Below are 17,951 nucleotides of genomic sequence, written 5' to 3'. Positions count from 1 at the left end.
GGATGGCACAAGGGAGGGGCGACGTGGCGGTATTCGACGAGGGACAAGCACTCGTTCTGTGGTGCACCGTCATGCCGGATCTGCGCCAGGCCGCCATCGCCGGCCGATGGACCGACAGGCTCGAACGCGCCGCCTCCCGAGTGCGAAAGGGCGGTTCGGCCTTGGACGCGTGCAGGCAGTTCGACCTGCTGGACGCCGAGTCGGCGGAGCCGACCAGGAGCGCCGGCCCTCCCGGCAGCATGCCGGTGTATCCCACACCGCGGAGCGCTCGCGTGCCACGGACCGGGCGTGGCGATTACGGCTGCCCGCGCAAGGTGTGCTCACGCCACGACCATCGGGACGACGACGGGCACCCGCCCGTGTGCGCCTTGTTCGACGACGAGCCGATGCTGCCGACGGGCGCGACGCCGTGAACCCCTTCTTGTCGTCGCTGAGCGGCAAACTCGCCGAGCGATGGGTCGCGACACTCGTACTGCCGGGGGCGTTGTTCATCGCCGCGGCGGTGTGCGCGGTCCGGCTGGGCCACCGCTCCGCGTTCGACCTCGTCTCGGTCGCCGGCTGGATCGTGCGGGAGGTGCCGCGCCTGCCGGTCGCGGCGGTGGCCGTCTTCTTGCTGATCGGTGCCACGGCGGCGGCCATGGCCGCGCAGGCGGTCGGCAGCGTGGCCGAGGCGGTCTGGACCAGACCGTGGCGCGGACCGGCGCGTCTGCTCGCGTGGGGGCTGGTGGCCTTGCGCGGCAGGCTGTTCGATCGCGCGGCGGCCAGGGCGGGGGTGGACCCGGTATCCGCCTACCGTCCACGACATCCGGCCTGGATCGGCGAGCGGTTCCGGCTGCTGAACGCCCGGATCGCCGGGCAGTACCACGGACTCGATCTGGGCTTGGTGTGGCCGCGCTTGTGGTTGCTGGTCCCGGAAACGGTCCGTACTCCGGTGCAGGCGGCCGAATCCCAGTTCAGGTCGGCCACCAGGCTCGTCGGCTGGGGCGTGCTGTACCTCGGCCTCGGGATCCATTGGTACCCCGCGATAGTGGTCGGAATCGGCACCGCCGCGCTGGGGTGGAGCCGGGCCCGATCCACCACCGCGACCCTCACCACGTTGATCGAAGCCACGGTGGACACCCATCTCGACACGATCCTCACCGCTCTCGGTCACACCGTGCCGGCCGCGGGCTTCACCGCCGAGCTGGCCCGCCGGATCAACGACCGGTTGGCCAAGGGCGACTGACCACCCGGTAGAGCAGCCGGTCGCCGACGGCGAGGCCGTGATCGATGTGCCGGCGCACGCTCGCGCACCGTATCTCTGACCGACGCCTCGCGAGCCGCGCGCATCCCTCTGAGAGGTGGTGGCGCGCCGAGGGAATTACGTCGTAACGGGCACTTCGAGCGTGGCGGCCATCAGGCTGCGGGTGTAAGGGTGCGACGGCGTCGTGAGTACTGAGCCGGTCATGCCCGATTCCACGACACGGCCCTGGCTCAGTACTACGACACTGTCGGCGATGCTTCGGACCACTGCCAGGTCGTGAGTCACGAAGATCATCGACAGGCCGTCGCTCAGCAGGGAACGCAGCAGTTCCACGACGGAAGCCTGTACTGACACGTCGAGCGCGGACGTCACCTCGTCGCAGACGAGGAGTTTCGGTTCGCATACCAGGGCTCGGGCGATCGCGACACGTTGGCGTTGCCCGCCGGAAAGTTCGGCCGGGTAGTACCCGGCGTATCGCGCCGGTATCTCGACTCGTTCGAGTGCCTCACGTGCTCGCTGCCTGGCCTCGTGCTTGGTCGCGCCGAAGTAGTGCCGCAGTGGCACGGCGAGGCTGTTTTCCACGCTGCGATGCGGGTTGAGCGAGCCGTAGGGATTTTGGAAGATGTACTGGATCTCGCGGCGGGTCTCCTTCGTTCGCCGGCCCGCCGCGGCCGGGATCGGGCGGCCTTCGATCGTCAGGGTGCCTTGTTGCTCTTCGTGCAGGCCGGCCAGGCAGCGCGACATCGTGGTCTTTCCGCTGCCGGACTCGCCGACGACGGCCAGGCATTCGCCCCGCACCAAACGGAACGACACGTCGAAGAGGATCTGGACGCCGCCGTAGCCCGCGTGCAGCCCGGCGACCGACAACACCGTGTGGTCGGAAACCACGGGCGAGTCGTTCGTGCGTGGCAGTTCCCGGGGTGTCCGTGCCACCTCGTCCATCCGCAGGCACCGTGTCAGCGTGCCGGACGGCGCAGGCTCGAGCTGAGGACGGGTCGTGGTGCATTCCGTCGTGGCGTGGTCGCATCGGGGCGCGAAGACGCAGCCGTGCCGGTTTTCGCCGGGGCCGGGGGCGCGTCCGGGGATCGGGACGAGGTGGTGGCGGTGGGTCGCGGAAGGCACGGCGGCCAGCAGGGCCCGGGTGTACGGATGGGCGGCACGGGTGAGCACGTCGCGGTCGTGACCGCTTTCCACGACTTCGCCGCCGTACATGACGGTCACGTGGTCGGCGACATCGGCCACCACGGCGAGGTCGTGGGATACGTAGATCGCCGCCATGTCGTGGTCACGGCACAGATCGCGGACCAGTTCCAGTACGCGTGCCTGAGTGGAGACGTCGAGGCCGGTGGTCGGCTCGTCCAGCACGATCAGCCGCGGCCCGGCCGCGATCGCCATGGCGATCGCCACGCGCTGTTGCTGTCCACCGGAGAGCTGGCGAGGCCGGCGGTGGAGAAAGGCGTCGTCACCGGGCAAGCGAACGGTGTCGAGCAACTCCCGGACACGCGACAGCGCCTCACGTTTGGGCAGCCGCAGTCCTTCGGTCAGCTGGGTCGCGAGGCTCAGGCTCGGGTTCAGTGCTGTCGCCGGGTCCTGCGGGACGTAGGCGACCTTGGCTCCCCGCATGCGGCGCAGGTCCCGTTCCGGCAGGGTGAGCAGATCGACCCCGTCGACGACCACCCGTCCGCCGGTGATGGTCGCGCCTTTCCTGGCGAACCCGAGCAAGGCGAGCGCGAGGGTGCTCTTGCCGGAGCCCGACTCACCGACCACCCCCATCACCTCACCGCGGCCGAGTGCGAAACCGACGTCCTTGACGATGTCCGCGCCCGTGGCGTCCAGGGTGACCGTGAGGCCGGAGATGTCCACTTCTTTGCGCACTTCAACCCTTTCCATCCGTACGGCCGACCACTCTGGCGACGGATTCGGCGACCAGGTTGCCGCCGAGGGCCATCATGAGGATCAGTGCGATCGGGGCCAGGACCGCCAGGGGAGCGACCGGCAGACCGTCCTGGTTCTCCCCGACCATCCGGCCCCAGTCGGCCGCGGGCGGCGCGATACCGAACCCGAGGTAACTCAGCGACGCGATCGCCGACACCGCCCAGACCATTCGCATCCCGATCTCCACCATCAGCGGCGAGGTCACGCCGGGCAGCACCTCCCGGAGCAGGATCCGCCTCGGCGGCAACCCGTTGGCCTTGGCCCACAGCACGTGCTCACTGCCGATCACCGGCCGCGCCGCGCCGCGCATCACCCGCGAGACGCCGGGCACGAACGCCACGCCGACGAGCACCGAGGTCAGCAGGGTGCCGCGACCGAGCATCGCTACGAACAGCAGGACGAAGACGATCTCCGGGAAGCTCATCAGGACGTCCATGGCCCGCATGAGCGTCGCGTCCACCGCACCACCGCGGTAGGCGGCGGTGAGGCCGACGAGGCAGCCGAGGAACACGCCGAGTCCCGCGGCGAGGATCGCCATCCAGGAGAGGGTGAGCCCGCCGTTCAGCAGGCGGCTCAGCACGTCACGCCCGAGGATGTCGGTGCCGAGCGGGAATCTCGCGTTCGGTGTCTCCAAGGGCGGCCCGACGATGGCGTCCTGGGCGTAGCGGGCGAAGAAGGGGCCGAACGCGACCACGAGTGCGACCACCGCGAGCAGCGCGAGGCCGAGCCGGGCTTGCCCGGTGCGAAGAGCGCGGCCGAGCACCGTGACCTGTCGGGTTCTCATCGCGGACCTCCTCTCTCCGAGAGGAGGTCCGCGAGCAGGTTGAAGACGTAATACGCGGTCGCGAGGATGAGGGTGCCCGCCTGCATCACGGGCAGGTCGTGGGAGTTCACGGCTCCGACCACCGCCGTGCCGAGTCCTGGATACGAGTAGACGTACTCGACCACCACGACACCCGTGATCGTCACCGCGGTGACCAGGCCGGCCGCCGGGAGGCTCGCCGCGACGGCGTTGGGAAGGGCGTGCCGGAACAGGACGCGGCGGTCAGTGAGTCCTTTGAGGACGGCGGTCTGGACGTACTCGCTGTTCATCGCGTCGATGAACGAGGCCCGCACCAGGCGGCCGAGGTACATCACGCCCATGAGCGTGAGCGTGGCGACCGGCAGGACCAGTTGTGCCGGGTACCACCACGGCGGGTTTCCCGGCGGGATGTTCGAGACCCCCGGGAGCACGCCGAACACCGAGGTGGCGAAGAACGCGATCAGCAGCATTCCCACCACGAACGCGGGCAGTGCCGTGAAAAGCGACGACACCGCGACGAACGCCTTGTCCAACGGGCTGTCCCGCTTGTGCGCGCTGAAGACACCGATGACCACCGCGAGCGGGAGGATCAGCGTCATCGAGATGAAGCCGAGGGTGAGCGAGTTGATCACCCTGGGGCCGATGAAGTCCGCCACGGACTCGCCGTTCTGCAAGGAGGTGCCCATGTCCCCGGTGAGCACACCGGTAAGCCAGTGCCAGTACTGGGCGATGAGCGGCTGGTCGAGACCGAGCCGGAGACGGAGGTCCGCCACCTGCTCGGCTGTCGCGTCCTTGCCGAGGATGATCCGCGCGACGTCTCCCGGCAACGCTTGTGTCACGAGGAAGAGCAGCAGTGAGACCAGTAGGAGGATCAGCGCGCCGAGAAGGATCCGGCGTGCCAGCCACGCGAGCGTCGAAGGTCTCGAACCGGTCGGCAGCGGTGTGGTCAGGTCGGTCATGTCGGCGCTCCCCGGTCAGCCTGTGACGGTCACGTTCGTCAGAAAGGTGAGCGGGCGGCCGTTGACGTCCGGCACCAGCCCGCGAACGGTGCCGCGGTGCGGCAGGAGCACGTTGACGAAGGCGGGGGTGATCGTCGCGCCCTGGTCGTGCTCGATCCGGTGCATCCGGTTCATGATCGAGCACTGCTCCTGCTCGGGTGCCACGAAAAGTTCGTCGGAGAGCCGGACGAAGTCGGCGTTGTTCCAGTGCGTGGCGTTCCCGACGCGGCCCGGCAGCAGCGACCCGATCACGGTCGGCAGATAGGGGATCGGGTTGAAGTCGATGAACACCGGCCACTGGGTCCACTTGGACAGGAACTCGGGCACCGTCGGGACGTTGACGGTGACCTTCACGCCGGCCTTGGCCGCGTTCTCGGCGAACACCTGGGCCAGTTCCTGCATACCGGGCAGCAGGCCGTCGGTCGTGATGGCGAACGACAGATCCGGGTGACCCGCTTCGGCGAGAAGCCTCGTGGCCTGCGCGATGTCCTGCTTGCGTTGCGCGATGCCAGGGTCACCGCAGTGCGGCGTCCCTCCTTCGTGGTCGTTGGCCACCCGGCCGTACCCGCCCAGCGCGTTGGCCACGACCTGGTCGCGGTCGATCAGCAGGCGCAGCGCCTGGCGCACCCGGACGTCGTCGAAGGGCGCGACCGTGGTGTTGAAGCCGATCCGCAGCGTGAAATCGCCCTTGCTGTCGAGTACCTGGATGCCGTTCTTGCCGGCGAGGGACTTCGCGATGGTCGGGGTCGCGCCCGATGCCACGTCGACCTGGCCGGACAGCAAGGCGTTGGCTTGTGCCTGCTGGCTGGGGAACTCGATGATGTCCACCGTGTCCAGCTTGGGCTTCTCGCCCCAGTGGCCATCGAATCGTTCCAATGTGGACTGTCGACCGGCGGTGAACGACTTGACCGCGAACGGCCCGGTGCCGATCGGTTTCACCGGTGCCGAGCCCGCTTTGGTCATCGGGAGCAGGACGTTCGCCCAGATTTCCCTGAAGGGTGCGAAAGGTTTGTTCAGTCCTACCCGGACGGTCGACTTGTCCACCGCGGTGACGGCGTCCGGGTCGACCCGTTCGATGAACGCCAGTCCCTGTGCCGCGTGGGCCGGGTCGCGCAGGTATTTGATGCTGGCCACGACGTCCGCGGAGGTGAACTCGCTCCCGTCGGTGAACTTGACCCCGGGACGGAGCTTGATCGTCCACTCGTCGCGGAGGGCGTTCGGGGTCATTTCCGTGGCCAGGCGCCATTCCACCTTGCCAGTGGGGTCGAGGTGGGTGAGGCCCTCGTAAAGGAGCGCGCTCCGTAGCTCCTGGGTGGGACTCTGGTTGCTCGCATAAGGGTTGAGGGTCTCGCCCGAGTCCGTCGCGGCGGCGACGCGCAAGGTGCCGCCCGCGCTGCTCGCGGCCTGCGGTGGCGGCGCACAACCCGAGAGAGCCGCGGTGGCGAACACGACGCCAAGCGCCGTGAGCGAGCGACGTCGTGGCACGGCGGCGGGTTCGGAGCGAAAGGGATTGCGCAACACTGGGCAACTCCAGTTCCAGGTCGAACGGGTGAGAGTTTCTAATCGTTTAGATCGATCGCCACTTGCCGGGTCGCGGCCAGGTTTCGCCACACGGTACGCCTTCGAGCACGTTCAGGGAAGGCGACCAGGAGGACTATCTAAGCGCTTAGATCATTGTTAGCCTCCTCTCGGCCACACGGGAACCAACGGGAGGAACGCGCCCATGACCAGTCCGTACGAGCACCTTTTCGTGAGGAAGATGCAGAACTGCATCGACGACCTCGTGAACGAAGGAGCCGCCGCCGGTGTCGTCGAACCGGACAACGTGGGCCCGGCGCTCGCGCTGATGCGCTCGGAGCAAGTCCCGCAGAGCAAGATCCACCTGACCTACACGTGGATCAACGAATGCGAGACCCCGGTGCAGTGGGTCAAGGAGCACGAGCACGACTACGACGAAGTCCTGATCTGGCACGGCAACGACCCGAACGACGCCGACGACCTCGGCGCGGAGATCTACCTGGACATCGAAGGCGTCCGGCACACGATCACCACGAGCGGTTCGGTCTACCTCCCGGCGGGCATCCGCCACTGCCCGCTCGGCTTCACCCGCGTCGACCGCCCGTTCCGGTTCAGCGCCCTGTCGTTGAGCCCGAACTACGCATCGGACGAGCACGAGCCCGTGCGATAAGTGGGGGGTAAGTCAAAGGTGGCGTGACCGAGCCTCTGTGGCGAAGGTCCCCTTCGCTGGCTTCAAGGGTTGTTTGAGGGGAGGGGCAAACGTGTCCTGTTTCGCGGGTGGGTCACGCCGGGCTGAAGGCTCCCTTCGCCGCGTCCGATGCGGCGAAGGGAGCCTTCGGCGGCGCGCATCTGGACCGGCTCTCGTCGGCCGGCGTGGTCACACGCCCGAAGCCGCGTCCAGCCGCGAAGTGCCCGCGGCCGTGCCAGGCCCGCACCCGCACGTCACGCCGATGCTGAGAGCCCCCTCCAAGACCACCGACTTCCCCGAATCCGGCTCGTCCAGTGCGTCGAAGGCGTGGGTCGCGAGTTCTTCCAGCGGGAGAGCGAGAGTGGTGAGCGGGAAACTCCCGAGCCGGGCTTCGCGGATCCCGTCGAAGCCCACGACCGCCAGATCCTCCGGCACCCGCAGTCCCAGGCTCATCGCCGTGCGGATCACCACGAGCGCTTGTTCGTCGGTCGTGGCGTAGATCGCGTCAGGACGGTTCTCGCTCTGGAGGATCCGCCGCACCGTCCGGCCCACCTCGACGCGGTCGAAGGAAGTCCGGATGAGCCTGCCCTCGGAGGGCAGGCCCGCGTCGTTCATGGCCTGCCGCCAGCCGCCCTCACGTCCGTGCGCCGGGCCCACGGCGATCTCGCCCGCGACGCAGACGACGTCTCGGTGGCCGTGCCGGAGCAGGTGCTCGACGACGAGCTTCGCGCCATCGAAGTCGTTGAAGACCACGCTCGGCGAAGCGGACCCGGGCGGAGCCCATTGCACGTACACCCGGGGCGTTTCGTCGTCGTCCTGTGGTTCCTCGCCGGTCGTCACGAAAATCCCGCGGGGGCGCAACTCCGAGAACGCCACGCCGTACTCGTCCGCGCGTGACGGGTGATAGCCGGTGTTGCCCAGCAAGGTCAGCAGGCCACGGCGTCGTCCTTCCGCCTCCACGTAACGCGAAAGCTCACCGAAGAACGCGTTCGCGGTGTCGGGCACCAACAGGCCCACGAGGTTGGACCGGCCACCGCTCAACGCCCCGGCGAGCGGATTGCGCCGGTAACCGAGCAACCGGATGGCCTCTTCGACCTTGACCCGGGTCTTCTCCGCGACCGGACGAGGCCCGCCGTTGAGCACGTAGCTGACGACCGCCGTCGACGTTCCCGCGAGGCGGCTGACATCCGACAGCGTCGGCTTGCGAGTCCCTTTTTCGCCCACGCCCCTGCTTCCTGATCGGTTGTCGACGCCAGTCTAAGGCACGTCGGCGTCGGCGTCGGATGGCGAGATGGACGGGAGTTAGGCTGTTCGCCGGTCCCGCGGGACGGTGCGTCCGGTTGACTGGTCAGGTCGGAAGAGGCGTGACAGTTGATGATGAGGTGCGCACCGTGACTGGCGTGAGTGGGCGTGTCGGTCATGCCGTGGCGTGTGTCGTGGCTGGCGTGTCGATGCTGGTGTCGGGTTGTGCGGTTCCGCTCGCTGACTCTGGCAATCCGGGCACGAGCGGCACGGCTGCGGGGGAGGCGCCGACGATCCCTGTCACCGACGCGCGTAAACGTCTCGGTGAGCTGTCGGTCGCGGTACGCGGAAATCTCGATGGCTACGATCGGGCGAAGTTTCCGCACTGGAAGACCGTGTCCGGCACCTGCAACGTCCGCGAGGAGCTGTTGAAACGGGACGGTGTGGACGTCGAGGTCAACGCGGAGTGCGCCGCTGTGTCCGGGGTCTGGCGAAGCGTCTATGACGGGGAGACGTGGCGGAAGGCTTCCGAGGTGGATGTCGACCACGTGGTGCCGTTGGCCCAGGCCTGGGCGAGCGGCGCGAAGACCTGGGAACAGGCCCGGCGCGAGCAGTTCGCCAACGAGCTGGCCTTGCCGCAGCTGCGGGTGGTCACCGACAACCTCAACCAGCAGAAGGGTGACAAGGCGCCGGAGGCGTGGAAGCCGCCGCTCGTCGCGTTCTGGTGCACCTATGCCACGGACTGGATCGTGGTCAAACACGCCTATGGGCTGACGATCACCGTCCCGGAAAGGACCGCGCTGTCGAGCATGCTCGACCGATGCTGACGCCCGCCCTGAAATCCCTTGGCGGCATTAGTGCGGGCTTGGGGCCGTGACGCCGGCGTCGTCGAGGACCAGCGGTTGCCAATCGGCGGCGCCGGTCCGGCCGTGCCCCGGGTCGATGCCGGTGAACACGCGTCCTCCGACACGCACATGGACGTGGCGGGCGTACCAATCGACCGCCGTGCGCTGCCGGACCCGCCCAGAGCACCGCCAGGTTCGATCAGCGAACCGCACGACCGTGGAGTGCCCGTGGATCTGGCCGAAGGGCACGACGCCGCGATAGCCCATCCAGGGTTCGTGCAGCGCCGCGCCCGATTCGGCCCACAGCGGACCCGCACTGCCGTCGCGGCCGTGTTCCCCGAGTTCCCAGATCAACTCCGGACGCTCGTTGAGCAACTCCGCGGCCTCGGTCGCCGACATCGGTTCTCCCAGCCGTTGCCAGCAGGCGAGCGTCAAACCCGCGTGAGTGACCAGTAGTTCGTCGCCCTCGGCGGTACGGACGGCCTCGGCCACACGCAACCGCCCGTCGGCCCACCACTGCCGCAGCCTGGCCACGTCGCCCTCCTCGAGGGGTTCGCGCCAGAAGACGGCCCTGCCGGGCAAGTACTGCGTCTCGTGGTTCCCCGCGAGCTGGATCCATCGCCGCTTGTCCAGCAAGGTCGCCACGATGTCGAGCACTCCTGCGCTGTCCGGGCCGCGATCGACGAGATCACCTACCTGGATCACGGTGAGATCCAGGGGAAGTTCTCCTTCGGAGGCGCCGAGCCAGGCCAACGCCCGGCGCAACTGATCCGGGTGCCCGCCGACATCGCCGATGATGGCGACTCTTCCCATGACCACTCCCCATGACAGCCGACAGGAACCAGCGTACGGACTCTCGCGCCGAACGGTCTCGCTTCTCCGGAAGCGCGGGCGGGTTGGTGGTACCGGTGTCCGCTCGTTGAACTCCCTGCTAATCCTTCGTCGTTTGCGGTTGTCCTCCCCGGCGTAGGCGGGAATCATTCGTGTTCGGTCCGAATGTTGTTGGAGGGAGCGACATGCGCGTGAGGAAGCTGCTCGTGGCCGTCACCGCGGTGACCGCGGTCGTCGGCGGGGTGAACGTGCCGGCGTGGGCGACCATCGAAGCCCCAGGTGTCGTCGCCAACGCGGTGACGTTGGAGGGAGCCAAGAACTTTCGCGATGTCGGCGGGTACACCACGACCGACGGGCGCACGGTGCGTACCGGCGTGGTCTTCCGGTCCAACAAGCTTTCCCGGCTCACCGACGCGGATCTCCGTCTGCTCACCGCGGTGAACGTGTCGCTGGATGTCGATCTGCGCAACGTGAAGGAGCGCCGCGACGAGCCCGACCGGGTCCCTGCGGGCGCCCGGTACCAGGTGGCCGACGTGGTCTCGCTCGAACACGGGCTGCGGTTCCACGACAACGCCGCCGTCACGCTGGTGAAGGCCATCGCGGCCGGGCTGCTCAACGGATCCGACAACCTGGGCCAGTCGATCGGCTACCCGTTCATGGTCGACTTCGTGGGCGCGGACCACGCGTTCGGCGACCTGTTGCGTGCCATCGCGGAAAACGGTTCCGGCGCCACCGTTTTCCACTGTTCGGCGGGCAAGGACCGCACCGGCTGGGGGACGGCGATCCTGCTGAGCCTGCTCGGTGTGCCGCGTGCGGCCATCGAGGCCGACTTCATGCTCAGCAACGACAAGCTGGGCGACCCCAAGGCCGTCGAGTTGAGCTGGCTGCGTGCGGCTTTCGACGAGGTCAACCATCTCTACGGGTCCATGGAAGCCTATGCCCGCCAAGGACTCCGCCTCGACGACGCGACCATCGCCGCGTTGAAGGCCCGCCTCCTGGTCTGACACCCAGCCGAAAGTACCGAGAGAGCTGTCGTCAGCGGCGAGCCCGGCGACCGGACGGCCGTGGCGATCAGGTGAAGATCACGTCCGAGCAAGTGTAGAAGGCCTCGCCGGAGTCGGGCCAGTGGCGTTGCCAGATCGAGTAGATCAGGTGCCTGCCGGTGCGCCCGCCGGGCAGGTTCGCGTGGAGCTGGTAGGCGTTGCCGACGATCGGCGGGTTGTCCTGCTGGTAGAACGGGGTGTCTTCCAGGTCGGACCACTTGAGCGGTTTCGTCGGGTCATAGCCCGGCTTGGTGACGTACAGCTCGAAGGTGCCCTCGTGCGCGGCGGTCAGCTGGTATTGGAAGGTGTACGGGCCGCTGCCCGGCATCGTGGTCGCCGGCCAGTCGTCGCGGGCCAGGTCGAGCCCCTTGTACTTGTCCCGGCCGGCGCCGCACAGCTTGCCGTCCGGGATGATCTCGCGGCTGCGGCCGCCGGCGTCGCCGATGTTGACCTCGTCCCAGTCGTAGATCGGCCAGCTGTCGCCCACCTCGATGGCGGCCTTGCACGCGGCGGACTGCGGGTCCTCCGGCCCCTCCTCGAAACATTGCATGATCCGGCTGATCGGGTTGCCCATCGAGCCGTGCGCGAGGGCGGGGACGGCGGTGAACACCGAGACCGTGCCGAGCACGGCGGTCAGTATCGCGACTTTGACGGCGGAGCGGGAAAACTTCATCGCAGAATTCCTCTCGTGAGAGGTCTAGACCATATTCAGGGTAGGTGTCCCGGTGCACTGGCTTGTAGGTCCGAAAGTCGGGCGCTTCGGCGATGTAAGCCTTGTCTGCTCAGTCTTCGGAGTTCGCCAGCAGTCCGTGATCGCGGGCGTAGACCGCGGCTTGGGTGCGATCTCGTAGTCCGAGGCGGCCGAGAATGCGGGAAATGTGGTTCTTCACCGTTCCCTCGCTGAGGTACGGCCGTGCGGCGATTTCGCGGTTCGTCGAGGGTTGTGGTCACGCCGTCAGCCTGGGGCTCTGCTTTTCTTCGCTGAGAGGACGTTGACGTGTTCTTGACACCGAATCGGGTGAACCCGACACCAACCTGACGGGCTGGAGATGCGGATCACCGCGATGCCGCGACACCCCGTCTGGCCGGACGTCGACGAGGTCGCCGACGTCCGATGGCTTCTGATCACCCGTCAGGCTGACTCCGATTGTGCCGCCGACCGTGTGGCACTGGACTGGTCGTAGGTATCAGTCTCCTGTGGACGGAAGGACATGACCATGTTTGGCTGCTCACGCCGTAAGCAGGCCGGGGTGCTGATCGCCTCGGTCGCGGCCACCTTGTTGGCCGCCCCGGTCGTGTCCGCGGCGCCGTCTGCGGGCGGTGCGGCCCAGCTGTCGGCGGTGAACAGCGGTGATGCGATGTACACCGTCTCGCCGGGACCCGGTCGTGAACCGTACTACTGCTCGGCGGGGTTCGCGATCCTCGTCAAGGGTGTCCGGTACATCCTCACGGCCGGGCATTGCACTGGACACGGGCTCGATTGGCAAGGCATCGGCCCCAACGTCGACACCCACTTCCCGGTGACCGATTACGGTCGTGTCCGGGACGTCTCCGGCTCCGGGCACAGCCGGGTGAATCTCTACGACGGCGGCACCCAGCGGATCCTGCGGGCGGGCATCCCGCAGGTGGGGCAAACGGTGTGCAAGAGCGGCATGGCGACGAAGAAGACGTGCGGGAAGGTCCTCGGCCTCAACCAGACCGTGAACTACGGCAAGGGCAAGCAGGTCGTCGGGACGATCGCGACCGACATCCCGATCGAGAGCGGTGACAGCGGCGGGCCGTTGTTCTCTGGTGGTGTCGGCTACGGCGTGTTGTCCGGTGGGAACAGCCAAGTCAGCTTCTTCCAGCCACTACGGTCCGTGCTCACCGCCTACGGCGCCACCCTCGCCTGAGGGGGACGGCAAACTGTCGGTCCCGTATGCGACGCTCCACCCATGATCGTCGTGTTCGATGCCGAACTCTGGGTGTGGGACGCCCGCCGCGAGGAGACCTGGACCTTCGTCAGCTTGCCCACTGACGTCTCCGAGGAGATCCGTGAGATCACGGACGGCCCGCGGCGCGGCTTCGGCGCGGTGCGCGTGCAGGTGGGCATCGGCGGCAGCAGGTGGAAGACGTCGATCTTCCCGGATTCGAAGCGGGGCGCTTACGTGCTGCCGGTCAAGAAAGCGGTCCGCAAGGCCGAAGGAATCGAGGAAGGTGATGTCGCGAAAGTGACCGTCGAGCTGATCGACCTCTGACAGTCAGAGCAGGCGCTCACCGAGTGGGGTCGTCAGGTAGAGGACGCTGCGGCCGGAGCGTTCACGCGCGACCAAACCGCTGTCCCTCAGGACTCTGAGGTGCTGAGAGACGGCGCTCGGAGTCACGCCGAGAGTGTGGGCCAGGTCGGTCGTGGTCGCGGGGGAGGACAACGCCAGTAGTAGTTCGGCCCGTGTCCGGCCCAGCAGTCGCACCGCGGCGGGTGTGGCGGCGCGTGGCCCGGTCGCCCACAGGGCACCGGTTCCCCTCGCCGGATAGCGGATCGTGGTCTGTGTCGACGTGTTGTTCTTGACCAAGGCGTGGGGTGAGCCGAGGGCGACCGGCATCAGCACGAGACCATTCGGCCCTCGCGTGACGACACGGTGCCGATCGCGCCACCGATCACCGGCCAGCATCACCCGGTCGATATGCCAGCACAGATCCGGGTGCAGATCCGCGAACAGCCGCTCGGTGCCGCCCGCGGCCAGTTGCCGTGCGCGGTGACCGATGTCGGCGTTCAGCGCCGCCCGGATCCGCGTCCAGTGTGGCGCGACGAGACGATCGTGGGCTTCGCGTAGTTCCTCGGCGATTTTCCGCAGACCGGACGCCGGGTCGAGCGCGAGGGCCGCGGCGGCGTGGGGAAGCCGTTCGCCGAAGACCCGGTCGAGGCTCGCTCTCACCCGGTCTTCAGGAGTTCGCCGCAACGCGTCGAGATCGTTCTCGAGGGAGTCTCCTGCGTCCTGCGGCGCGGGGACGAGGGACTCCGGCCAGCCGAGCCTGCCGTTCACGAGCAACGGCCAAGTCCACGAAAGATCGAGTGGTTCGCGCTCGAGTTCCTCCCGTGCCCACCGCAGCCAGGGCCGGTTGACCGTGTTCTGGTCGAGGCCGGCGAGTTGCTGCAGGCAGGCCACGGTCTCGGACAACGGCGAGATCGCGAACCGGGTCGCGGCCAGTTCGGCGACGCCGAGTTCGATGGTCATCGGCATGGTCCGAGTATGTAGCCCCGGCCTAAATGGTGTCCCCGGAATGCCGGACGTCGCCACGATTCGGCCATGCCCGACTTGCCTCGCGCCTATCGACGACTGTGGTGGGCCACCGGGATCGACAGCCTCGGCAACGGCGTCTTCACCGCGGCGCTGCCCTTGCTGGCCCTGACGGTGAGCCACGACGCGAGGGACATCGCGCTGGTCTCCGCCGCGATGTACCTGCCGTGGCTTCTGCTGTCCCTCCTCGCCGGATCCATCGTGGACAGGGTCGATCGAGTCACCCTCCTGTGGCGAACGCAGGCGTTTCAAGCATTGATCGTCGGGATGATCGCCGCGCTCGTCGCGACCGGGGCGATCAGCGTGCCGACGCTCGTTCTCCTCGCGTTCGCTCTGGGCGCCTGCGACGTCTTCTACGACAACGCCGCGCAAACGGCGCTCCCGGATCTCGTCCCGAAAGATCTGCTGCACCAGGTGAATGGCAGGCAGCAAGTGGCGATGACCGTCGGCAGGCAGTTTCTTGGCCCTCCCCTCGGGAGCTTGTTCTTCGCGCTCGCCTGGGCGCTTCCGTTCGCCGTTGACGCCGCATCGTTCGTCATCGCCGCCGTTCTGCTGGCCAGGCTGCCCAAACGACGACGCGTGCCTTCGGAAGACGTGAATGTCCTCGATGGACTCCGCTGGCTGATGAGCCATCGGTTGTTGCGTGCGCTCGCGTTGCTGCTCGGCGTCAACACGTTCTGCGGCCAACTGGGAAACGCGACACTCGTGCTGTTCGTGACCGACGCGCTCCATCTGGGCGCGGGCATGTTCGGCGTGCTGCTCGCCGGGGCCGCGCTCGGCAGCATCGCGGGCGGACTGGTGATCACGCGGCTGGTCGCCCGGCTCGGCGAACTTCGCGCGCTCCTTGTCTCGCTGGCTGTGAACGCCGTCGTCTTCGTCGGCGTCGGGTTCGGCCCGAACGTGGTCACGGTCGGCGCGTTGTTGGCCCTGAGCGGTTTCGTGACGACGGTCTGGAACGTCGTGTCCGTCAGCGTCCGGCAGCGAAAGGTGCCCCCGGCCTTGCTCGGCCGGGTCAACGGCGTCTACCGGTTGCTCGGCTGGGGGTTGATGCCGCTCGGCACGCTCGCGGGCGGACTGCTCGCGCACAGATTCGGGCTTCGTGTTCCCTATCCGGTCGCGGGTTTCGTGCGCGGCATGGCGCTCTTGGTCGCGCTTCCCGTGCTGATCCCGGCGATGCGAGGCACTATTCCTCGGTGAGCTCCGCCAGCTGATCCGCGGCGTCCTGGTTGCCGCGCTCGGCCAGCCGTCGCAGCTCGTCCAGCGCCCCCAGTTCGGTCGCGGTTTCGATCAGCTGGTCCGCCGCGTCGCTGCTTCCGCCGTCGGCCAGCCGCCGGAGTTCGTCCAGATCGCCACGCTCTCCGGCGAGTTCGATCAGCTCGTCGACGGCGTCCCGATCCCCGGCCGCGGCGCGTTTCCGCAAGTCGTCCAGTTCGCTCATGGTCATCAGGTTACGGGGACCGCGTTCATCCCAGGTCCGACTTCGCCAGCTTGGACGGCCACCAGATCTTCCGTCCGACGTCCACCGCGAGCGCCGGTACCAGCAGGGACCGCACCAGAAGCGTGTCGAGCAGAACGCCGAACGCGACGATGAACGCCAGCTGAGCCAGGAAGAGGATGGGGAGGACGGCCAGTGCGGCGAAGGTCGCGGCGAGCACGACGCCCGCGGACGTGATCACGCCGCCGGTGACGCGCAGGCCGCGCAGCGTCCCGTCCCGCGTGCCGATCCTTCCCGCCTCTTCGCGGACCCGGGTCATCAGGAAGATGTTGTAGTCGATCCCCAGTGCGACAAGGAAGACGAAACCGAACAACGGGACGACCGGGTCGGCGCCGGGGAAGTCGAAGACGTGGTTGAACACCAGCGCCGAGACACCCATCGTCGCGGCGAACGACAGCACCACCGTGCCGATCAGCAGCAGCGGCGCGAGCAGCGACCGCAGCAGCAGGGCGAGCACGAGGAAGATCACGACCAGGACGATCGGGATGATCACCATGCGGTCGTGCTCGGACGTCTCCCTGGTGTCGAGCAGCGTCGCCGTCGGCCCGCCGACTTTGGTGCCATCGACGGTGTGCACGGCTTCGCGGATCCGCTGGACCGTCGCGACGGCCGCGTCGGAGTCCGGCGGATCGGCCAGGACGGCGTCGATTTTCGCGAGCCCGCCCGCTTCGCCGCTTTGACGGACGTCGGAGACGCCGGGGACGCGTGCCAGCGCGGTCACGGCATCGCCCTGACCGGCCGGGGTGATGATCACCGTGGGAGAGCCGGAACCGCCGGGGAAGTACCGGGAGAGGACTTCCTGTCCCGCGACGGAATCGACCGGGGTGAGGAAGACGTCGGACTGCGCGGTGCCGGAAGCCTTGAGCTGCGGGAGGAACGCGCCGCCCGCGAGCAGCACGACGGTCGTGACGATCCAGACCGTGCGGGGCGCGCGGGAGATCCAGCCCGCGACGCGGCCCCAGAGTCCGCCGGTCTCCTCCTTCGGCGGGGTCACCGCCGGCCGGAACGGCCAGAAGGCGTTGCGGCCGCACAGAGCGAGGATGGCGGGCAGGAACGTGATGGTGGTGAGGAAGGCGGCGCCGATGCCGATGGCGGCGACCGGGCCGAGTCCCTTGTTCGAGTTCAGGTCGCTGAACAGCAGGCAGAGGACGCCGAGGATCACCGTCCCCGCCGACGCCGCGATCGGTTCGATGGTCGAGCGCCAGGCCGTGCGGAGTGCGGCGCGGGCGTCGTCGGTCGTCCGGAGTTCTTCGCGGTAGCGCGAGATCATCAGGAGCGCGTAGTCCGTGGCGGCGCCGAAGACGAGGATGAACAGGATTCCCTGACTTTGCCCGTTCAACGCCAGCACGTCGTGGTCCGCGAGCAGGTACACCGCGAGGCTCGCCGATCCCAGCGCGAACACGGCCGACAGCAGGACGAGCAGGGGTAGCAGCGGACTCCGGTAGACGATGATCAGGATGAGCGCGACCACCGCGCCCGCGACCAGGAGCAGCAGTCCGTCGATCCCGCCGAACGCCTCCTTGAGGTCGGCGACCTGCGCGGCGGGACCGGTCACGAGCACTTTCAACCCGTCGGGTGTGTCGCGGGCGAGCGCGTCTCGCAGTGCCTCGACGCCGTCGCCGGGGTCGCTCGTGGCGTCCAAGAGCACGACGACCTGCGCGCCCGCGTTGCTCTCCGGTGCCGGGATGAGCCGCGCGTTCGACGTCCGGTCGGCGAGGAACCGCTTGTCGCCGTCGGTCAGGCCCGAAGGCCGCTCGGCGACGACGATCGCGGGGATGACGGCGGCGCTGGAGAACTGCTTCTGGAGCTCGCCGACCTCGGTCGCCTCGGCCGAGGCGGGCAGGAAACTGCTGCTGTCGTTCTCCGTGACCTGGCTCAGCTTGCCGGCGTACGGGCCGCTGAACCCGCCGAAGATCAGCCAGGCCACCGCGACGAGGGCGGGGAGCAGCCACCGCAGACGTGACCGCGTGCGGGCGGGGCGTTCGACTTCCGAGATCATGGGCGGATGGCTCCTGTGGCAAGGCTATTTCGAC

The 17,951-nt window shown here is 68.1% G+C and carries 19 protein-coding genes; 8 read left to right on the top strand and 11 right to left on the bottom strand.

The annotated features are described in order from the left end of the window. The first annotated feature begins 23 nt into the window (after positions 1 to 23). Complete coding sequence (locus BKN51_RS14675) at positions 24 to 413, top strand: hypothetical protein (RefSeq protein ID WP_101608184.1); 390 nt, start codon at positions 24 to 26, stop codon at positions 411 to 413. Then, positions 410 to 1,225 (top strand): hypothetical protein, encoded by an 816-nt coding sequence (locus tag BKN51_RS14670; RefSeq protein ID WP_101608183.1) that lies wholly within the window; start codon positions 410 to 412, stop codon positions 1,223 to 1,225. Before BKN51_RS14675 ends, BKN51_RS14670 begins: the two co-directional genes overlap by 4 nt. Before the next feature lie 135 nt (positions 1,226 to 1,360). Here BKN51_RS14670 and BKN51_RS14665 read toward each other — a convergent pair whose 3' ends face one another. Genes BKN51_RS14665 through BKN51_RS14650 form a run of 4 tightly spaced genes read right to left on the bottom strand, consistent with a single transcriptional unit; the run spans position 1,361 to position 6,427 of the window. Continuing rightward, entirely contained in the window at positions 1,361 to 3,118 is a 1,758-nt protein-coding gene (locus BKN51_RS14665) for an ABC transporter ATP-binding protein (protein WP_233223152.1), read from the bottom strand. A gap of 1 nt (position 3,119) precedes the next feature. Continuing rightward, positions 3,120 to 3,962, bottom strand: coding sequence for an ABC transporter permease (locus BKN51_RS14660; RefSeq protein ID WP_101608181.1), 843 nt, complete (start codon positions 3,960 to 3,962; stop codon positions 3,120 to 3,122). Then, on the bottom strand, positions 3,959 to 4,939 hold the full coding sequence (locus BKN51_RS14655; protein ID WP_101608180.1) for an ABC transporter permease: 981 nt from the start codon (positions 4,937 to 4,939) through the stop codon (positions 3,959 to 3,961). The genes BKN51_RS14660 and BKN51_RS14655 overlap by 4 nt, the downstream gene beginning before the upstream one ends. 15 nt (positions 4,940 to 4,954) lie before the next feature. Beyond that, positions 4,955 to 6,427, bottom strand: coding sequence for an ABC transporter substrate-binding protein (locus BKN51_RS14650; protein WP_233223153.1), 1,473 nt, complete (start codon positions 6,425 to 6,427; stop codon positions 4,955 to 4,957). Positions 6,428 to 6,701: 274 nt separating this feature from the next. On the opposite strand from BKN51_RS14650, the gene BKN51_RS14645 reads away from it, so the two are divergent. Beyond that, on the top strand, positions 6,702 to 7,166 hold the full coding sequence (locus BKN51_RS14645) for a hypothetical protein (RefSeq protein WP_101608178.1): 465 nt from the start codon (positions 6,702 to 6,704) through the stop codon (positions 7,164 to 7,166). Between the two features lie 207 nt (positions 7,167 to 7,373). Here the strand turns inward: BKN51_RS14645 and BKN51_RS14640 are convergent, their stop codons facing one another. Further along, complete coding sequence (locus tag BKN51_RS14640; RefSeq protein ID WP_101608177.1) at positions 7,374 to 8,408, bottom strand: LacI family DNA-binding transcriptional regulator; 1,035 nt, start codon at positions 8,406 to 8,408, stop codon at positions 7,374 to 7,376. 227 nt (positions 8,409 to 8,635) lie between these two features. On the opposite strand from BKN51_RS14640, the gene BKN51_RS14635 reads away from it, so the two are divergent. Next, positions 8,636 to 9,253 carry a GmrSD restriction endonuclease domain-containing protein gene (locus BKN51_RS14635; protein ID WP_101608176.1) on the top strand — a complete coding sequence of 206 codons (618 nt, stop codon included), beginning with the start codon at positions 8,636 to 8,638 and terminating at the stop codon, positions 9,251 to 9,253. A gap of 27 nt (positions 9,254 to 9,280) precedes the next feature. On the opposite strand, the gene BKN51_RS14630 is transcribed toward BKN51_RS14635, so the two are convergent. After that, the gene (locus BKN51_RS14630; protein ID WP_101608175.1) at positions 9,281 to 10,084 is read right to left on the bottom strand and encodes a metallophosphoesterase family protein; all 804 of its coding nucleotides are present in this window, start codon (positions 10,082 to 10,084) and stop codon (positions 9,281 to 9,283) included. Positions 10,085 to 10,287: 203 nt separating this feature from the next. Between BKN51_RS14630 and BKN51_RS14625 the strand changes: the two genes are divergently transcribed. Next, a complete protein-coding gene (locus BKN51_RS14625; protein WP_101608174.1) occupies positions 10,288 to 11,106 on the top strand; it encodes a tyrosine-protein phosphatase in 819 nt (272 codons plus the stop codon). Between the two features lie 67 nt (positions 11,107 to 11,173). Here BKN51_RS14625 and BKN51_RS14620 read toward each other — a convergent pair whose 3' ends face one another. Both BKN51_RS14620 and BKN51_RS14615 read right to left on the bottom strand, forming a co-directional pair. Further along, positions 11,174 to 11,818 (bottom strand): lytic polysaccharide monooxygenase auxiliary activity family 9 protein, encoded by a 645-nt coding sequence (locus BKN51_RS14620; protein ID WP_101608173.1) that lies wholly within the window; start codon positions 11,816 to 11,818, stop codon positions 11,174 to 11,176. A 109-nt stretch (positions 11,819 to 11,927) separates the two neighbouring features. Then, the gene (locus BKN51_RS14615) at positions 11,928 to 12,068 is read right to left on the bottom strand and encodes a response regulator transcription factor (protein ID WP_269467471.1); all 141 of its coding nucleotides are present in this window, start codon (positions 12,066 to 12,068) and stop codon (positions 11,928 to 11,930) included. 288 nt (positions 12,069 to 12,356) lie between these two features. Here BKN51_RS14615 and BKN51_RS14610 point away from each other — a divergent pair, with 288 nt between their 5' ends. Further along, positions 12,357 to 13,037 carry a S1 family peptidase gene (locus BKN51_RS14610; RefSeq protein WP_233223155.1) on the top strand — a complete coding sequence of 227 codons (681 nt, stop codon included), beginning with the start codon at positions 12,357 to 12,359 and terminating at the stop codon, positions 13,035 to 13,037. Positions 13,038 to 13,079: 42 nt separating this feature from the next. Further along, complete coding sequence (locus tag BKN51_RS14605; protein WP_101608172.1) at positions 13,080 to 13,382, top strand: DUF1905 domain-containing protein; 303 nt, start codon at positions 13,080 to 13,082, stop codon at positions 13,380 to 13,382. A gap of 3 nt (positions 13,383 to 13,385) precedes the next feature. Here the strand turns inward: BKN51_RS14605 and BKN51_RS14600 are convergent, their stop codons facing one another. Further along, positions 13,386 to 14,366, bottom strand: a complete 981-nt coding sequence (locus tag BKN51_RS14600) for an ArsR/SmtB family transcription factor (protein ID WP_233223156.1) — start codon at positions 14,364 to 14,366, stop codon at positions 13,386 to 13,388. A 66-nt stretch (positions 14,367 to 14,432) separates the two neighbouring features. Here BKN51_RS14600 and BKN51_RS14595 point away from each other — a divergent pair, with 66 nt between their 5' ends. Next, positions 14,433 to 15,620 carry an MFS transporter gene (locus tag BKN51_RS14595; protein ID WP_101608171.1) on the top strand — a complete coding sequence of 396 codons (1,188 nt, stop codon included), beginning with the start codon at positions 14,433 to 14,435 and terminating at the stop codon, positions 15,618 to 15,620. Here BKN51_RS14595 and BKN51_RS14590 read toward each other — a convergent pair. Further along, positions 15,607 to 15,861, bottom strand: a complete 255-nt coding sequence (locus BKN51_RS14590; RefSeq protein WP_199192991.1) for a hypothetical protein — start codon at positions 15,859 to 15,861, stop codon at positions 15,607 to 15,609. The two genes, BKN51_RS14595 and BKN51_RS14590, sit on opposite strands and share 14 nt — an antisense overlap. A 25-nt stretch (positions 15,862 to 15,886) precedes the next feature. Next, complete coding sequence (locus BKN51_RS14585; RefSeq protein WP_101608169.1) at positions 15,887 to 17,917, bottom strand: MMPL family transporter; 2,031 nt, start codon at positions 17,915 to 17,917, stop codon at positions 15,887 to 15,889. Between the last annotated feature and the right edge of the window lie 34 nt (positions 17,918 to 17,951).

It is taken from the genome of Amycolatopsis sp. BJA-103 (assembly GCF_002849735.1).
Taxonomy (GTDB): Bacteria; Actinomycetota; Actinomycetes; order Mycobacteriales; family Pseudonocardiaceae; genus Amycolatopsis.
This window is presented reverse-complemented; position numbering and strand designations above follow the sequence as displayed.

Bases quoted from the DNA above. Each gene is read 5' to 3' on its own strand.
- BKN51_RS14660 (WP_101608181.1), bottom strand. From the start codon at position 3,962: ATGAGAACCCGACAGGTCACGGTGCTCGGCCGCGCTCTTCGCACCGGG.
- BKN51_RS14655 (WP_101608180.1), bottom strand. From the start codon at position 4,939: ATGACCGACCTGACCACACCGCTGCCGACCGGTTCGAGACCTTCGACG.
- BKN51_RS14645 (WP_101608178.1), top strand. From the start codon at position 6,702: ATGACCAGTCCGTACGAGCACCTTTTCGTGAGGAAGATGCAGAACTGC.
- BKN51_RS14635 (WP_101608176.1), top strand. From the start codon at position 8,636: ATGCTGGTGTCGGGTTGTGCGGTTCCGCTCGCTGACTCTGGCAATCCG.
- BKN51_RS14630 (WP_101608175.1), bottom strand. From the start codon at position 10,084: ATGGGAAGAGTCGCCATCATCGGCGATGTCGGCGGGCACCCGGATCAG.
- BKN51_RS14625 (WP_101608174.1), top strand. From the start codon at position 10,288: ATGCGCGTGAGGAAGCTGCTCGTGGCCGTCACCGCGGTGACCGCGGTC.
- BKN51_RS14620 (WP_101608173.1), bottom strand. From the start codon at position 11,818: ATGAAGTTTTCCCGCTCCGCCGTCAAAGTCGCGATACTGACCGCCGTG.
- BKN51_RS14610 (WP_233223155.1), top strand. From the start codon at position 12,357: ATGACCATGTTTGGCTGCTCACGCCGTAAGCAGGCCGGGGTGCTGATC.
- BKN51_RS14605 (WP_101608172.1), top strand. From the start codon at position 13,080: ATGATCGTCGTGTTCGATGCCGAACTCTGGGTGTGGGACGCCCGCCGC.
- BKN51_RS14600 (WP_233223156.1), bottom strand. From the start codon at position 14,366: ATGCCGATGACCATCGAACTCGGCGTCGCCGAACTGGCCGCGACCCGG.
- BKN51_RS14595 (WP_101608171.1), top strand. From the start codon at position 14,433: ATGCCCGACTTGCCTCGCGCCTATCGACGACTGTGGTGGGCCACCGGG.
- BKN51_RS14590 (WP_199192991.1), bottom strand. From the start codon at position 15,861: ATGAGCGAACTGGACGACTTGCGGAAACGCGCCGCGGCCGGGGATCGG.
- BKN51_RS14585 (WP_101608169.1), bottom strand. From the start codon at position 17,917: ATGATCTCGGAAGTCGAACGCCCCGCCCGCACGCGGTCACGTCTGCGG.